The 14,524-nt window shown below is 64.3% G+C and carries 14 protein-coding genes; 10 read left to right on the top strand and 4 right to left on the bottom strand.

What is annotated here, in order from left to right; all coding sequences use genetic code 11:
- Window positions 1-20 precede the first annotated feature (20 nt).
- Window positions 21-971 carry a DUF6492 family protein gene (locus IVB42_RS31335; RefSeq protein WP_247372463.1) on the top strand — a complete coding sequence of 317 codons (951 nt, stop codon included), beginning with the start codon at window positions 21-23 and terminating at the stop codon, window positions 969-971.
- Between the two features lie 3 nt (window positions 972-974).
- Here the strand turns inward: IVB42_RS31335 and IVB42_RS31330 are convergent, their stop codons facing one another.
- Window positions 975-2,042, bottom strand: a complete 1,068-nt coding sequence (locus IVB42_RS31330) for an endo-1,4-beta-xylanase (protein WP_247372465.1) — start codon at window positions 2,040-2,042, stop codon at window positions 975-977.
- A gap of 301 nt (window positions 2,043-2,343) precedes the next feature.
- Between IVB42_RS31330 and IVB42_RS31325 the strand changes: the two genes are divergently transcribed.
- The 3 genes from IVB42_RS31325 (at window position 2,344) to IVB42_RS31315 (ending at window position 6,885) form a co-directional block, all read left to right on the top strand.
- A complete protein-coding gene (locus tag IVB42_RS31325; RefSeq protein ID WP_247372467.1) occupies window positions 2,344-3,780 on the top strand; it encodes an oligosaccharide flippase family protein in 1,437 nt (478 codons plus the stop codon).
- 181 nt (window positions 3,781-3,961) lie between these two features.
- A complete protein-coding gene (locus IVB42_RS31320) occupies window positions 3,962-5,011 on the top strand; it encodes a fatty acid desaturase (RefSeq protein ID WP_018455677.1) in 1,050 nt (349 codons plus the stop codon).
- 329 nt (window positions 5,012-5,340) lie between these two features.
- On the top strand, window positions 5,341-6,885 hold the full coding sequence (locus IVB42_RS31315) for a L,D-transpeptidase (protein WP_247372470.1): 1,545 nt from the start codon (window positions 5,341-5,343) through the stop codon (window positions 6,883-6,885).
- A 23-nt stretch (window positions 6,886-6,908) separates the two neighbouring features.
- Here the strand turns inward: IVB42_RS31315 and IVB42_RS31310 are convergent, their stop codons facing one another.
- The 3 genes from IVB42_RS31310 to IVB42_RS31300 all read right to left on the bottom strand — a co-directional run bounded on the left by IVB42_RS31310 (window position 6,909) and on the right by IVB42_RS31300 (window position 9,385).
- Window positions 6,909-7,721, bottom strand: a complete 813-nt coding sequence (locus tag IVB42_RS31310; RefSeq protein ID WP_247294648.1) for a class I SAM-dependent methyltransferase — start codon at window positions 7,719-7,721, stop codon at window positions 6,909-6,911.
- 112 nt (window positions 7,722-7,833) lie between these two features.
- Window positions 7,834-8,370, bottom strand: a complete 537-nt coding sequence (locus IVB42_RS31305) for a VOC family protein (protein WP_247372473.1) — start codon at window positions 8,368-8,370, stop codon at window positions 7,834-7,836.
- Window positions 8,371-8,395: 25 nt separating this feature from the next.
- Window positions 8,396-9,385 carry a tripartite tricarboxylate transporter substrate binding protein gene (locus IVB42_RS31300; protein WP_247372474.1) on the bottom strand — a complete coding sequence of 330 codons (990 nt, stop codon included), beginning with the start codon at window positions 9,383-9,385 and terminating at the stop codon, window positions 8,396-8,398.
- Window positions 9,386-9,503: 118 nt separating this feature from the next.
- Between IVB42_RS31300 and IVB42_RS31295 the strand changes: the two genes are divergently transcribed.
- The 6 genes from IVB42_RS31295 to IVB42_RS31270 all read left to right on the top strand — a co-directional run bounded on the left by IVB42_RS31295 (window position 9,504) and on the right by IVB42_RS31270 (window position 14,515).
- Window positions 9,504-10,205: a TetR/AcrR family transcriptional regulator gene (locus tag IVB42_RS31295; protein ID WP_247395440.1), complete on the top strand. Its 702-nt coding sequence runs from the start codon at window positions 9,504-9,506 to the stop codon at window positions 10,203-10,205.
- Window positions 10,183-10,734 (top strand): carboxymuconolactone decarboxylase family protein, encoded by a 552-nt coding sequence (locus tag IVB42_RS31290; RefSeq protein WP_247395441.1) that lies wholly within the window; start codon window positions 10,183-10,185, stop codon window positions 10,732-10,734. Before IVB42_RS31295 ends, IVB42_RS31290 begins: the two co-directional genes overlap by 23 nt.
- A 9-nt stretch (window positions 10,735-10,743) precedes the next feature.
- The gene (locus tag IVB42_RS31285) at window positions 10,744-11,592 is read left to right on the top strand and encodes an SDR family oxidoreductase (RefSeq protein ID WP_247395442.1); all 849 of its coding nucleotides are present in this window, start codon (window positions 10,744-10,746) and stop codon (window positions 11,590-11,592) included.
- Between the two features lie 73 nt (window positions 11,593-11,665).
- Window positions 11,666-12,250 carry a HutD family protein gene (locus IVB42_RS31280; RefSeq protein WP_247395443.1) on the top strand — a complete coding sequence of 195 codons (585 nt, stop codon included), beginning with the start codon at window positions 11,666-11,668 and terminating at the stop codon, window positions 12,248-12,250.
- Window positions 12,251-12,399: 149 nt separating this feature from the next.
- Complete coding sequence (locus tag IVB42_RS31275; RefSeq protein ID WP_085350341.1) at window positions 12,400-13,584, top strand: adenylate/guanylate cyclase domain-containing protein; 1,185 nt, start codon at window positions 12,400-12,402, stop codon at window positions 13,582-13,584.
- A 133-nt stretch (window positions 13,585-13,717) separates the two neighbouring features.
- On the top strand, window positions 13,718-14,515 hold the full coding sequence (locus IVB42_RS31270) for an adenylate/guanylate cyclase domain-containing protein (RefSeq protein ID WP_247372482.1): 798 nt from the start codon (window positions 13,718-13,720) through the stop codon (window positions 14,513-14,515).
- Window positions 14,516-14,524: the final 9 nt, after the last annotated feature.

The raw sequence follows: 14,524 nt of genomic DNA, 5'->3' as shown, positions 1-14,524 counted from the left end.
TCGCCATACGAGCGCGCGCCATGCATTCCGTTGCCCTGCTGACCGCCAGCTACGCCAAGGACATCGAGCGCTTTTCGCTGCTCAGCGAGAGCATCGACACATGGTTGACGGGCTACACACGGCATTATGTTCTCGTTAACGATGAGGATCTGCCGCTGTTCGCGCGGTTCGCTTCCGACAAACGCGTCATCGTTCCGGCCTCGCGCTATTTGCCGAAATGGCTGTGGGCGTTGCCGCCGGCTCTGCAGTTCATCAGCAAACGGCGCGTCTGGCTGTCGCTGCTGTCGTCACCTGTTCATGGCTGGCACATTCAGCAGATCCTCAAGATCGCCGGCGTCCTCAACGCGCCCGAGCAGCGCGTCTGCATCCTGGATTCGGACAATCTGTTCTTCCGCGAATTCGACGTCGGTGAGTATGCCGGCGCCGAGAAGACCCCGCTGTTCGTCACGCGCAACGGGATCGACGCCGCCCACCCCTTGCATGTCCTGTGGCTCCGCACCGTCGATCAGCTCCTTGGCATCAAGGACCGGTCCTTCCCCGCGGACGACTATGTCGGTAACGCGCTGGTCTGGGACAGGGACACCGCGCGCGCGATGACCGATTCGATCAAGTCGGCAACGGGATTGAACTGGGTTCTGGCGCTGTGCCGGAAGAAGAAGTTCTCGGAATATCTCATGTACGGCCATTTCGTCGCGAACTCGCCCGCGCATCTGGCCGCTCATCGGGTCACCGAAGACAGCATCGCGGTCTCGCATTGGGACGACACGCGCCTCGACCGTCCCGCCATCGAAGCGATGATGCGGGCCGCTTCGCCCGACCAGGTCGCGCTGTGCATCCAGTCCTATTCGTCGACCTCCATCGACGACATCCGCGACGTGTTCCGCCTCAGCTCGCGCGACCGTCGCGGTCCGAGTCTTTCGCCCGAGCACATGGGCGACGAGGCCCAGTTCGAAGTGCCGAAAGCTCGCTAGACCTTACACGTCTCTCGTGAACTTGCTGATCACGTTCATGAACGGCTTCGGCTTGAACTCGCCGTCGAGCGGCAAAGGACGGTTCGGCTGCTTGTCGGCGCGGGCAAAGGTGCCGTTGATCCAGCTGTAGCGGTCCGAGAGGCCCCAGGTCAGGATCGAGCGCACTGGTCCGCTGGTCGAGATCGCGGTCAGGAGATCATCGACGCGCTTGGCGACGATGGCATCGCGCTCCGCCGGCGTCCCCGTCAGCTTCTGGTCGTCGACATCGAGCTCGGTGACGAGCACCTCGAGGCCCCAGGCGCGCAGCTCGGTGACGAATTCGGCAAGCCCATGGGTGTCGATCTCGAGCTCGGCATGCAGATGCGATTGCAGTCCCACGGCGTGCAACTGCACGCCCTGGTCGAGCAGCTCCATGATGAGATGGCGGTAGGCCGCGCGCTTCGCGATGAACGTGTCCTTGGCCGACTCGATGTCGTATTCGTTGATCGCGAGCTTGACGAAGGGATCGGCCGCGGCCGCCGTGCGGAACGCCAGCGGAATCCAGCGGTTGCCCAGATGCTGCGTCCAGAACGACTCGCGTCGGTCTTTCGGGCTGTGCGGATTGTCCGGGATCGGCTCGTTGACGACGTCCCACGACGTCAGCTTGTCCTTGTAATAGGAGACGACGGTGCCGATGTGGTCGACATAGGCGCGCTCGACGCCCTTGGTATCCTTGATCTGCTTGGTCCAGTCCGGAATGTCGTGATACCAGGCGAGCGCGTGGCCGCGCATCGTCAGGTCGTTCTGCCGGGCGAAATCCAGGATCGCGTCGGCGCGTTCGAAGGCAAAGGTGTGCGCGTCCGGACGCAGCATCGGCCATTTCAGCTCGAGCACCGGCACGACTTGTGTGCAGTAGGTGCTGATGGCTTCGCCGAGCCTGGGATCCGCTTGCAGATCCCAGAGCGTGGCCGCGGCACCAAATCCCTGATAGCGCTGGGCGAGTTTCGACGCCGGCGCTGGGGACGCCGATGCGGCTGCCGCGAGTGCTGCGGCGCTGCCGAGGAGAAATTCGCGTCTGTCGAGCCTGGTCACGGCATTCCTTGAGCCAACGCGCCACCGTACCAAGCGACGCCTTGCAACGCCGGGGATTTCCCTCGTTGGGTTAACTTTGCCAGTGCGAAATCACGGTTCCTTTCGGTGGCCGTGGCGCCGTCAGGGAAGGGCAAATTTAACGCTAACCCGCGAAAGCGGCTTCAAAACCGGATTCGCCGCCCGATCTCCAGACTTATGTGACACTCTTGAGAGATGTTGCGGCGCAATTCGTTCGCCCCGCCATGGTCCAATTGATGAACGGCCGTCACACTCGCAACAATGTTGTCGGTCCCGTGCTCGCATGCTGAACCGCCATTTCTCGATTTATCTCGTCGCCTACATCCTGCCTGCGGCGGTGGGTTTCTTCGCCGTCACGGCCTACACGCGACTGCTGACGCCGGCGGAGTACGGCGTTTATGTCGTCGGCATCAGCCTGGCCGGCATTCTAGGCGCGATCTTCTTCGCCTGGATCAAGCTGTCGGTGTCGCGCTATCAGGCGATGTCGGCCGAGGTGGATTTCCGCGGCACTGCAATGGTCGCCTTCGCGCTCACCGTTGCCGTCCTCTGCGCCACCACGCCGCTGGTTTTCCTGTTCCGCAATGATCTCAGCGTTGGGCTGCTGCTTGCCAGCATGTTCGTCGCGATCATGGCGAATGCCGTCGATGTCGGCCAGGAGTTCGAGCGCGCAAAACTGCGCCCTTACAGGTTCGCGGCGATCTCGATCGTGCGCAGCGTGTCGGGCGTCGGTTTCGGCCTGCTCGGCATCTGGCTCGGCTGGGGTGGACTGGGACTGCTCGCCGCATTCGGCCTGGGTTCGCTCGCCGGGATCATCCTGAACCTTCTCGGTGACCGCACCAGGATCGCGCGCTTTCAGCGCAGCCAGTTCGTGCAGCTCGCGCGCTACGGCCTGCCGCTGACGCTGGCCGGATTGTCGATTGCGGTCTACTCGGCCTGCGACCGCCTCATCGTGGCTTATTTGCTCGGCAAGGACGCCGCCGGAATCTTTGGCGTCGCCGCCGATCTGCCGCGACAGTTCATGGTCATGATCGCCTCCAGCGTCGCCGCGGCGACCGTGCCGTTGGTGTTCCGGTCATTGTCGGACAAGAACATCGAGACGACGCGGGAGCGGCTGACCGAGAGCCTCGAACTTCTGCTCGTCGTAGTTGCGCCCGTCGCGGTCTGGCTCGCGCTCGCAGCCGACCAGGTCGCCGGCACGCTCGTCGGCGTCGACTTCCGCGCCGGCGTGTCGGTATTGCTGCCGACCCTGGTGCTCGCGCGCTTGTTCGGCATCGCCAATCAGTTCTATGTGCAGATCAGCTTCCAGCTTGCCGAGCGACCGTTCATGCTGGCGGCGCAGTCGTTCCTGACGCTGGTCGTCAGCGTGGCGTTGATGTTCGTGCTGGTGGCCGGCCATGGTCTCTACGGCGCGGCGCTGGCGACCCTTGCAACCGAAGCGATCGGTTTCCTCGTTGCCGTCGTGCTGATGCATCGCGCCCATCCGGTCCCGTTCGACCTCCACCGCCTCGCCGGCGTTGCGGTCTCCGCCGCGGCGATGGCGGCTGCGATCCTCGTGGCACGATCCCAGGTCAATGGCATCGGCCTCGTCCCGCTCATGCTCGTGAGCCTCGCCGGCGGGCTCGCTTATGCCGCTGCCGCGTGGTTGCTGAACATCGCAAACGTCCGGACGCTGTCGCTGCGTTTCCTGCGAACCTTCAACCGCAAGGCGCTGGGCGTTTAAGCCGCGATGCCTGACGAGGCTCGGCCTCAGCGTCTGAAGCTCTGAAAGCGCCGCCTGGCCTGGCGATGGCTCGGTTCCGACCGGAAGCGCACAGCCGCCCGGGTCTAGGGCGGAGGGCGATTTTGTTGCGTCCGTGGCCATAACTGTGCTTCTTGGGCGGCATGTCGGGAGCAGAGCAGATATGACCCAAGGAACGCCGGAAATCCGCGCATCGGCGCAGTTGCTTGCCCGCTATCGCGAGCCTGACAATACGCGGGGTGTCCTCGAACTGGCGATCACGGCGATCCCGTTCGTCGTCATCTGGGCTCTGATCTGGGTCGCTCTTGACCAGGGCTATTGGTTTGCCCTCCTGCTCGAGGTGCCCGCGGCGGGTTTGCTGGTCCGCCTCTTCATGATCCAACACGATTGCGGACACGGCTCGTTCTTCCGCGGCCGCGTTGCCAACGATTGGGTCGGCCGTGCCATCGGCGTGATGACACTGACGCCATACGGCTACTGGCGGCATAACCATGCGGGCCATCACGCGAATTCCGGCAATCTCGACCACAGGGGCTTGGGCGACATCGATACGTTGACCACGCGCGAATTTCTCGGGCGGTCGCGATGGCGCCGGACGCTGTATCGCTTGTATCGACATCCCCTCGTGATGTTTGGCGCCGGTCCCTCGTATTTGTTCATCTTGAAGCACCGATTGCCGGTCGGGATGATGCGTCGCGGCTGGAAACCCTGGTTGAGCACGATGGGCACGAACATCGCCCTCGCGGTTCTCGCCGTCACGATGATCTGGCTGGTCGGCTATGGGCCGTTGCTGCTTGTGCATCTGCCGATCGTTGTCCTGGCGGCGTCGATCGGTGTGTGGCTGTTCTACGTCCAGCACCAGTTCGAGCACACGCATTGGGCCCACGACGAGACCTGGAACTTTCACGACGCCGCGCTGCACGGCAGCTCTCACTACCAATTGCCGGGTGTCTTGCGATGGTTCACGGCAAATATCGGCGTCCACCACATCCATCATTTGTCCAGTCGAATTCCCTGCTATCGCTTGCAGGACGTATTGCGCGACCATCCGCAGTTCGCTGGTGTCGGGCGGATCACGCTGCTCCAGAGTTTGCGGACCGTGCGGCTGACCTTGTGGGACGAGGAACGGCAGCGGCTCGTCTCCTTTGGAGAGGCAGCCTTGTTTGGCAAGGCAGCCTTGTTTGAAAAGGCAGCCTTGACTCCAGTGGCTTAGCTTTACGCCGCCCCGCGCGGCCGCCGACCGGCGTGAATCCGCGCGATCGGAACGCGATGGGCGTCTAGCGGCCGTTCAACGTGGCTTCGCCGTCCGACGCCGGGCGCTGGCAGCCGTGTCACCGATCCCCGGTCATTCTGTCGCAGCGATAGACCGCCAGCTTCGGCCGCGCGGCGCCCTTCCGCCTGCGTTAACCGTCGTATATGAGATTTATCGCCGGAACGTGCCGAATGTCGCCACAGACGGAACGTAAGGCGGCTGCGATTTCTTAATTCAAAGATCGCAATCTGATCAATGACCGGCGGACTGGCATTTCGACCGAGGATGGCATGAGAAACCTGATGACAACGGCGCAATCCACCGTGGCGATGCGGCGTTGGGGGCCCCCCGGAATTGTGACCCTGGCGGCAATGCTCGCCTTTGCGGCCGTGGCTCCGGCCAATGCGGCCAAGCAGGCGCGTCAGCCGGCCGAGGCGGTGGCACCGCGCGAGGCCGGCGAACCGATCATGGCGATCGTGTCGATCAAGAGCCAGCAGGTCACCTTCTACGACGCCGAGGGCTGGATTTTTCGCGCGCCGGTTTCCACCGGCACGACGGGACGCGAGACGCCGGCCGGCGTCTTCGCCATCATCGAGAAGGACAAGGACCACCACTCGACCATGTATGACGACGCCTGGATGCCGAACATGCAGCGCATCACCTGGAACGGCATCGCGCTGCATGGCGGGCCGCTGCCCGGCTACGCCGCTTCGCATGGCTGCGTGCGGATGCCGTTCGGCTTTGCGGAGGGCCTGTTCGACAAGACCAACATCGGGATGCGGGTGATCATCTCGCCGAACGACGCGGCTCCGATCGACATCGTTCATCCCGCACTGTTCATGCCGAAGCGAGACGCCATTGCGGCGGCGCCGGGCCAAATCGGCAGGCTCTCCGGAGAGGCCGAGGAGGCCACAAGGGCGGCCGACGAGGCCAAGAAGGCCGCGACGGCGGCCGCGAAAGAGGCGGCATCGCTGCCGGCCTCGTTGCGCAAGCTGGAACAGCAGAAGACCCGCGCCGACGCCGAGCTCGCCTTCGCCGACAGGCAGCTCGCGGCCGCCAAGACCGATCAGGCCCGCGCCAAGGCCGAGGAGCTGAAGCAGAAGGCCGCCGACGCGGCGACGCAGCTCGATGCCGCCAAGAGCGCCGCACAACCGAAGCGCGACGCGGTGGCTGCCACGAAAGAGGCCGCCAAGGCGGCAGCGGCCAGGAAGGCCGATGCCGTGAAGGCCGCGACCGACGCAAAGCTCGCACTCGAGCCGGTCTCGGTCTACATCAGCCGCGCGACGCAGAAGCTCTACGTGCGGCGGAACACGCACAAGCCGGCACCGGACGGCGGCGGCGAGGTGTTCGACACCAGCATCGAGGTTCCCGTCACGATCCGCAATCCGGATCAGCCGCTCGGCACGCATATCTTCACCGCGATGGCGAAGACCGACACCGGCCTGCGCTGGAGCGTGGTCACGATCGAAGACAGCGACAACGCCAAGAACGCACTCGACCGCATCACCATCCCACAGGAGGTGCTCGATCGCATCGCGCCGACCGCGTTGCCGCGCTCCTCGATCATCATCTCGGACGAGCCGCTGAGCAGCGAGACCAACTACCGCACCGAGTTCGTCGCAGTGCTGAGCAACCAGCCCCAGGGCGGTTTCATCACGCGCAAGCCGACCGCGCCTCCGATGGCCATGGCGAGCGATGACGGCTGGGACAATGGCGGCAACGGTTTCGGCTTCTTCTTCCAGCGCGATCCGAATCCGCAGCCCGTCAATCCGCGCCGGCGCGGCCAGTATCAATATTATCAGCCGGCACAGCCGATGCAGCGGGGCTTCTGGTAGGAGCGGGCGGATCGAAGCTCGCACTATCGCCGCGCCTCGATGACGATAGCCTGGATCTTGCCTTCGATCGGTCCGGACCCATGGCGCGTTCGGATCGCCTCGGCGACGATGTCGGTCGCAGCCTGAAGCTTGCTGGCATCGCGTGCCTCGATCTCGCTGCGCAGCGGCGTGCCCTGGCAGAGCGCGATCGCGACGTGCTCGGGCGACGGGGCCCGGCTTATTTCAGCTCGCGTTTCGATCGATATGTCACGGAAGCCTGCGCGTTCGAGGTCGGTTCTGATGACGGCCTTGTCGTGATAGCCGTGCGGCGTCCGGGCCATGAAACGAGGCGGGTCGTCGGGAAACAGCTTTTCGAGCGCGACGGTCGCTTCATGCGTCAGCACATTGTCCTCGATGCGATCCCAGACGTTGAACACGAACGTGCCATTGCCGTTGAGGACGCGCTTCACTTCCCCGTAGGCCTTCACGCGGTCCGGAAAGAACATGGCGCCGAACTGGCAGCAGACCACGTCGAAGGCTGCATCGTCGAAGGGCAGGGCCGACCCGTCGGCCTGGCGCCACGAGATTCGATCGTCGTCTGCCTGACGCTGCGCCGCGACGGCGAGCATCGGCTCGTTGAGGTCGGTGGCGACATAACGGACACCGCGCGGCAGCGCCGCCGCCACCGCGCGCGTCACGGCGCCGGTGCCTGCCGCGATCTCGAGCAGCACGGAGGGAGACCGGGCCGCGACACGTCTTGCGATGTCGTCGGCGTAAACGGCGAAGATCATCGGCACCAGATATTCGTCGTAAAGCTTCGGGATCGAGCCGGCGAAAACCTTGTCAGTGTTGGACATGCTTGCCTCGCTGAAGTTCGGAGACGAGGCTCACGTTACCATGGATTGCCGTCTACCGCGCCAGCAGCGCGGTGAACCCGGCCGGTTCCTGCATCGCCTTCGCCGGCCAGCGTCATCGGCCCCCTCCGACCTCGCGGATCGGCCGCGTGCCGTCCCAGCTCAAAGCCGCCTGCCGGACCTTCTCGAAGAACGGCCCCTTGGTGCCGCTGATGTCGGAGATCTCGATCACGGTGCCTGGATGGGCCTGGGTGTCGAAATAGGCAAAGCGCCCTCTGTCGCCGCCGATCTGGCCCTCGTGGCCGATCCTGTAGCCGAGCCCGAGCGCCCTGTCGTAGAGCGCCTGGTAGTCGTGGCTCCAGTAGGACATGTGCTGGAGGCCTTCGTGGCCGGACTCGAGGAATTCCCTGTATAGCGAGGGCGCGTCGTTGCGCTGCTGGATCAGCTCGATCTGGAGATCGCCGGAATTGGCCAGCGCGATGCTCATCTCGACGGCGGAGTTTTCGCCGCGATGGCAAAACCAGTCGGTCTTGACGCGGTCCATGTAGTACCAGGGACCGACGCCCATCACCTCGATCCAGTGCTTCATCGCGGAGTGGATGTCCCGCACCACATAACCGTTCTGGCGTACCGCGCCGAAGATGCGGCTCATGCCCGCGCTCCTCTTGTCAGCTTGATCACTTCAGTTCAATGCCGGCGTCCTTGGCAACCTGCTTCCAGGCCGCGATGTCGCGGGCGTTGATGTCACGCTGCTCGTCGCCCGGCACGAATTGCGGCGTGATGCCAAGCCCCAGCAGCTTCTCCTTCACCTCGGCATCGGCGAGCGCGTCCTTCAGCGCCGCGGACAGCTTTCTTGCGATCGGTTCGGCAAGCCCCGCAGGCGCATACATCGCCCAGGACAGGCTGCGGTCGAACGGCACGCCTTGTTCCTTGTAGCTTGCGACATCCGGCAGGCTCGGCGAGCGTTCGCCGCAGGCGGCCAGCGCCTTGATCGAGCCGTCCTTCACCAGCGGCGTCGCGGTCGCCATGTCGAGCGTCGCCAGCGAGATGTGGCCGCCGAGCAGATCGCCGGCCAGTTTGGCGATGCCGTTGAACGGCACGTGGTCCATCTTGATTCCGGTCTGCTGCATCAGGATTTCCGCGCAGAACTGTCCGGTCGAGCCGACGCCCCAGCTTCCGTACTGGATCGGCTCGCCCTTCCTGGCCAGCGCGATCAGGCCCTTGATGTCGTTGGCGGCAAAATCCTTGGTCGCCACCAGCATGATCGAGGACGTGCCGATGCGCCCGATCGTGGTGAAATCCTTGATCGAATCGTAAGGCAGTTTCGGATAGATCGCCGGCGCCAGCACATGCGTGGTCATGCCGCCTACGGTGATGGTGTAGCCGTCATTCGCCGACGCCGCGACCATCTGGGTGCCGAGCGTGCCGGCAGCCCCGGTGTGGTTCTCGATATAGACGCTCTGTCCGAGCGTCTTGCCTATCCTGTCGCCGAGCAGTCGTCCGATCACGTCGCCGCCGCCACCGGCCGCATAAGGCAGCAGCATCCTGATCTTGTGCGTGGGATAGGCGGCCGGATCCTCGGCCCGCGCAGGCAGCACTGCCGAGAACGTTATGACCAATGACAAAGTTGCGGCGCGCAGCAGACGAAAATGGACGAAGCGCGCCATGACCTGATCTCCCCAGATTGCTCTCCGCTTCTTTTGACAGCGGAGTTGAAGCGCAAGACCGAACGAGCGATCGTGCCGGCGGTTGACTAGCGAACGATCGTTCGTTAGTCAAGCCCGCATGGCTGTCCACACCACCAGCGCGGCGGAAGCGGCTGCGCCCACGACCCGCGCGCGCATTCTCGCCGAGGCGCTCGATCTGTTCGCGCAGAGCGGCTATGGCGGCGCCTCGATGCGCGAGCTCGCGCGTCGCGTCGGCATTCGCGAGAGCAGCCTCTACAATCACTTCGCCGGCAAGGCCGCGATCCTCGAGGCGATCGTCAGCGAGCACGGCCCGGCCAGCTCGGCGAGCCGGCTGAAAGAGCCGCGCTACAAGCAGCTCGCGCGCCAGCCCGCCGCGTTCTGCCGCCAGTTTGCACTGGATCTCGTCGAGCAATGGTCCGATCCGCGCGAGCACCAGTTCCAGAAAGTGATCACCGCCGAGCGCAACCGCGTGCCCGGCATCCGCGCCAAATTCGCCGATCATTTCTATGCGCGCGAGCAGAGCATGATGACGGATTATTTCCGCGGCTTTGCGCTCGCCGGTCTCGTCTCGACGCCGGACCCACGCGAGACCGCGCGGCTGTTCGCGGCCGGGCTGATCTACATCCGTCTCGAGCATTACGTGATGGGCGCGGCACCGTCGCCGCGGCCGAAGGTGATCGAGGCGATCGACTGCTATCTCGCCTTCTTCCTGTCGCTGATCGCGGCGGATGGCGGGACACAGGACAATAAGAAACGAAAAGCCAAGGGAGAGACTCGTGGCAAGGCTGCCCCTGATTGATCCGGAGACGACGAGCGGCGACATCCGCGCCTCGTTCGACCGCATGCCGGTCAAGCTGAATATTTTCCGCATGATGGCCCATGCCGAGGCCAACATGATCCCGGCGATGCGGCTCGGCAATTCGATCCTGCACAAGCAGAAGCTCAGTGCGGTCCATCGCGAGCTCCTGATCCTTCAGGCCGCCCAGCTCGAAGGCGGTGCCTATGAATGGCGCCAGCACGTGCCGATCGCGCTCGGAATGGGCTGCACGCAAGCACAGATCGATGCGGTCGAGCGGGCCGACTACGATGCCGCCGGCCTGAGCGAGGCCGAGCGCGCGCTGCTGAAATTCGGCCGCGAAGTGGTCGAGCACGTTCGCGTTCCCGAGCTGATCTTCGCCGCCATGCGCGCGCATTTCAGCGACCAGGAGATCGTCGAATCCATTGTCGCGCTCGGCTTCTACATGATGATGGCGCGTGTCACCGAGGCGACCGAGACCGATCTCGACCCGGCAGCCGGCATGAAGGTCTACGACAGCGGCAAGAGATAGGCGGCGCGCATGCGTGAGAATTCCGAGACCAGGCCGGAGCGCTATGTTCGCCCGCCGAGCGCGGAATCGCTGGGTGAAGCGCCGGGCAGGGGGCGCCTTGAGAGGCGTCGCATCCTGATCGTCGGCGGTGGCCAGCGTGTGTTCGACGCCGCCACCGATCCGATCGGCAACGGCCGCGCCATGAGCATTCTTTGCACGCGCGAGGGCGCGAAGGTCGCGGTCGCCGATCTCAACCACACCTCCGCGCAGCAGACCGTCAAGCACATCACCGACGAAGGCGGCGAGGGCTTTGCCATCACGGCCGATGTCACCTCTGAATCCGACGTCCAGCGCATGATCGAGGAAGCACATCGCGCCATGGGCGGGCTCGACGGCATGGTCCTCAACATCGGCACCTTCGGCGAGGTCGGCCTCGACGCCGTCAGCCCCGAGGAGTGGAATGCGATCTACGACGTCAACGTTCGCGGTCCGATGCTGTGCTGCCGCGCGGGCCTGCCGAAATTCGACAACGGCGGATCGATCGTCTTCATCTCCTCCATCGCCGCTCTGAAGGCCGGCTCGCAGATGGCGGTGTATGATTCCTCGAAAGCCGCGCTCGGCGGCCTGATGCGCAACATCGCCCATCTCGGATCGCGCCGCGGCATCCGCGCCAACCTCGTCTATCCCGGTCTCGTCGACACGCCGAACGGCCGCGAGGCCGGCGCCGGCCGCCCCTCGCGCGGCAAGGGTCACGTCCCGTTCGGCCGCCAGGCCACCGCCTGGGAAATCGCCTATGCCGTGCTGTTCTTCCTCTCGGACGAGAGCGTCTACGTCACCGCGCAAACGCTCGCGGTCGATAACGGCCTGAGCGGGATGTGACGTCGATCCGTAACAGGCTGCGGCTCGACGCGACAGTTTCGCAGGGCCTGCTCATCTGATACGCCTCAAAGGCATGAAAACCACACTGCTGAAATCCGAAGACTACGCCCGCTCGCCCTGGAAGAACGGCGGCGGCATCTTCACCGATATCGCGGATGCCCACCGCGCTGATTCCCCAGTGAAGGATTGGGACAGCCTGCTGTGGCGCTTCGCGACCACGCCGATTGTGGCGCCGGGGCCATTCTCCCATATGCCCGGCATCGACCGCCTGCAGATGGTGGTCGGCGGACGCGGGCTGGTGCTGAAGTCGCCCACCGAGGAATTCGACGAGCGCGAGCCGTTCACGACGGTGCGCTTCACCGGCGAACTCGAGATCGTGACCAGGCTCGAGGAAGGGCCAGTCGAGGTGGTGAATTTGATGGGCCGGCGCGGTGCGGTCGCGCTTGAGCTCGAAGCGCTTAAGGAGCCCGGTGAGCGGCGATTGTCCGCCGGCACGCATCTAATTTATGCGGCGCGCGGCGACTGCACTATCCGTCTCGAAGGCACGGATTTTTCGATTTCGCACGAAAACACCTTGAAAGTCGAACTGACGGGGGCATCGACGCTTGCGCTCGTCTCGGGGCTGGCCGTGCTGGGCTCTATCCAGATCGTCGGCTGAACGGCGTTCCAGCCCACCAGAGCGATGCGCACAATCCGTGCAACTGGCTAGGTTGACGCCGTCGCGCCGGAGCACGATATCTGCCCTGATGCAGCCGCCGCCCAAAAGCCAAAGCACGATATGGGCGGCCACGATATGAACGGGCAGATATGACCGCGCCAGAGAACAAATCCGCCACGCTGTCCGACGGCGTCGTCGACTGGTTGATCAACGGCACGCGCGACCAGCGCTTTATCGACAATATCTTTGCCGAGATGTGCATCCGGCTTCAGCAGGCCGGCATTCCGCTGGCGCGCTCAACCCTTCACGTGCTGATCCAGCACCCGCAATGGCTGGGCGCCCGCTTCATGTGGGCCGACGGCATGCGCGAGGCAGAGATTGCACGGGTCGACCATGACGTCCGCGAGCGGTCTGAATATATCGGCAGTCCCGCCAACGAAATGTTCGACGGCGCGACCGAGTTGCGCGAAAATCTCGAGCAGGACCCAGCGCTCGGCCGCAAGCACGCGCTCTACCGCGAGATGCGCGCGCAGGGCCTCACCGACTATGTGGCTTGGCCGCTCTATCATACGCTCGGCAAGCGCCATCTCGTCACCTTCGCGACCAACCGGCCCGGCGGCTTCGACGACACCCATGTCGCTGCCCTCAAGAACTTGTTGCCTGTGCTGGCGCTGGTCAGCGAGATCCGCGTTAAGAATCGATTGGCGCGAACGCTGCTCGAGACCTATGTCGGCTCCCATGCCGGCGAGCTCATCCTGGCCGGCGCCACGCGGCGCGGTACCGGTACGACGGTGCGCGCCGCGATCATGATCTGCGATCTGCGCGACTTCACCAAGATTTCCGACAATTGGCCGCGCGACGACGTCATCGATCTGCTCAACGATTATTTCGACGCGATGTCGGAGCCGATCGCGCGGCATGGCGGCGAGATCCTGAAATTCATCGGTGACGGCCTGCTCGCCATCTTTCCGCTGAGCGAGCCCAAGGCCTGCGCAAACCTGCTGCATGCCGTGACCGAAGCCAGGCAGGCCATGATCGCGTTGAACGCGCGCAACGACGGCACCGGCCGAGCGCCGCTGAACTACGGCATCGGCGTCCATGTCGGCGACGTCATGTACGGCAATATCGGATCGTCCACCCGGCTCGACTTCACCGTGATCGGTCCCGCCGTCAACATGGCCTCACGCCTCGAAGCCTTGACCAAGCAATTGGGAAAGAAAGTGTTGCTGTCACGCGACTTTGCCGAGCTGGTCGAGCGAGAGTTCGAGCTGGAGCATGTCGGAAAATATGAGGTGCGCGGCTTCAGCGATCCGATCGAGCTTTTTGCGTTTTGAAGATGACGGAGGCCCCCGGCTAAGCAGCGGGCGATCATCGAGTCCTGTTGCCAACGCAGGATTGTGTGACTACGCTCGGTGCGAAGCGCAACCAAGCGTTTCGTCCAAGCGTGTCATCGATCGGCCGCAGTACATGCCAAAATTCCTCCGCATCGGAATCCATCAGTCGAACGTATCGGGTTACACGTCGAAGGCGTGGTGTGTCCGGCGCGTTGGCACGGCGATCCTCCTGAAATGGGGCGCCGTGGAAGTCCAGGGCGCGGGTGACGGACGAAAGGTCTACTGGACGCGTCTGCCGCAGCAGAAGACAATTCGCTGCGGCAGCGCGCAGCGTGCCCAGGATTACGCCAAGGCCGCGATCGCGCGGCGCCGCAATCATCGCTATGAACCGCTGACCGGCGCGATCGTGCTCCGGCGCCGACCGGCCGCAGGCAACACCGAGCTCAAGCGGGCGCTTGCCACGATCCTGATCGTCGATATCGTCGGCTCCACCGCAAAAGCCGCAAAGCTCGGCGATGTCCGCTGGACCAAGATCATGGGCCATTATTACGCGGCGGTCCGCAAGGAGCTGAAGAGCTCGCGCGGCAAGGAAGTCACGACGACGGGCGACGGCGTGCTGGCGACGTTCAAGACGCCGGCCGCCGGAATCAATTGCGCGACCGCGATCCAGAAGGCCGTGCGTACGCTCGGCCTCGAGATCAGGGTCGGCCTGCATGCCGGCGAATACACCGTGAGCGGCACTGAGGCGGTCGGCCTGGCCTTCCACATCGGCACCCGCGTCGCCGCAAAGGCGAGCGCCGGCGAGGTGCTGGTGTCGAGCGCGGTGAAGGAGCTGATGGCGTCGCAGTCGGCGATCAACCTGAAAGATCACGGCATTCACCGGCTCAAGGGCGTGCCGGAAAAATGGAGACTCTATAGAGTGGAGGGGTGAGAGTGGGTG

It is taken from the genome of Bradyrhizobium sp. 45, assembly GCF_023073155.1.
GTDB classification, from domain to species: domain Bacteria; phylum Pseudomonadota; class Alphaproteobacteria; order Rhizobiales; family Xanthobacteraceae; genus Bradyrhizobium; species Bradyrhizobium canariense_D.
Note: the sequence above shows the minus strand (reverse complement) of the source record. Positions and strands in the feature narration are given on the sequence as shown.

Coding starts and splice junctions, on each gene's coding strand:
- IVB42_RS31335 (WP_247372463.1), top strand. CDS start 21: ATGCATTCCGTTGCCCTGCTGACCGCCAGCTACGCCAAGGACATCGAG.
- IVB42_RS31325 (WP_247372467.1), top strand. CDS start 2,344: ATGCTGAACCGCCATTTCTCGATTTATCTCGTCGCCTACATCCTGCCT.
- IVB42_RS31320 (WP_018455677.1), top strand. CDS start 3,962: ATGACCCAAGGAACGCCGGAAATCCGCGCATCGGCGCAGTTGCTTGCC.
- IVB42_RS31315 (WP_247372470.1), top strand. CDS start 5,341: ATGAGAAACCTGATGACAACGGCGCAATCCACCGTGGCGATGCGGCGT.
- IVB42_RS31310 (WP_247294648.1), bottom strand. CDS start 7,721: ATGTCCAACACTGACAAGGTTTTCGCCGGCTCGATCCCGAAGCTTTAC.
- IVB42_RS31305 (WP_247372473.1), bottom strand. CDS start 8,370: ATGAGCCGCATCTTCGGCGCGGTACGCCAGAACGGTTATGTGGTGCGG.
- IVB42_RS31300 (WP_247372474.1), bottom strand. CDS start 9,385: ATGGCGCGCTTCGTCCATTTTCGTCTGCTGCGCGCCGCAACTTTGTCA.
- IVB42_RS31295 (WP_247395440.1), top strand. CDS start 9,504: ATGGCTGTCCACACCACCAGCGCGGCGGAAGCGGCTGCGCCCACGACC.
- IVB42_RS31285 (WP_247395442.1), top strand. CDS start 10,744: ATGCGTGAGAATTCCGAGACCAGGCCGGAGCGCTATGTTCGCCCGCCG.
- IVB42_RS31280 (WP_247395443.1), top strand. CDS start 11,666: ATGAAAACCACACTGCTGAAATCCGAAGACTACGCCCGCTCGCCCTGG.
- IVB42_RS31275 (WP_085350341.1), top strand. CDS start 12,400: ATGACCGCGCCAGAGAACAAATCCGCCACGCTGTCCGACGGCGTCGTC.
- IVB42_RS31270 (WP_247372482.1), top strand. CDS start 13,718: ATGCCAAAATTCCTCCGCATCGGAATCCATCAGTCGAACGTATCGGGT.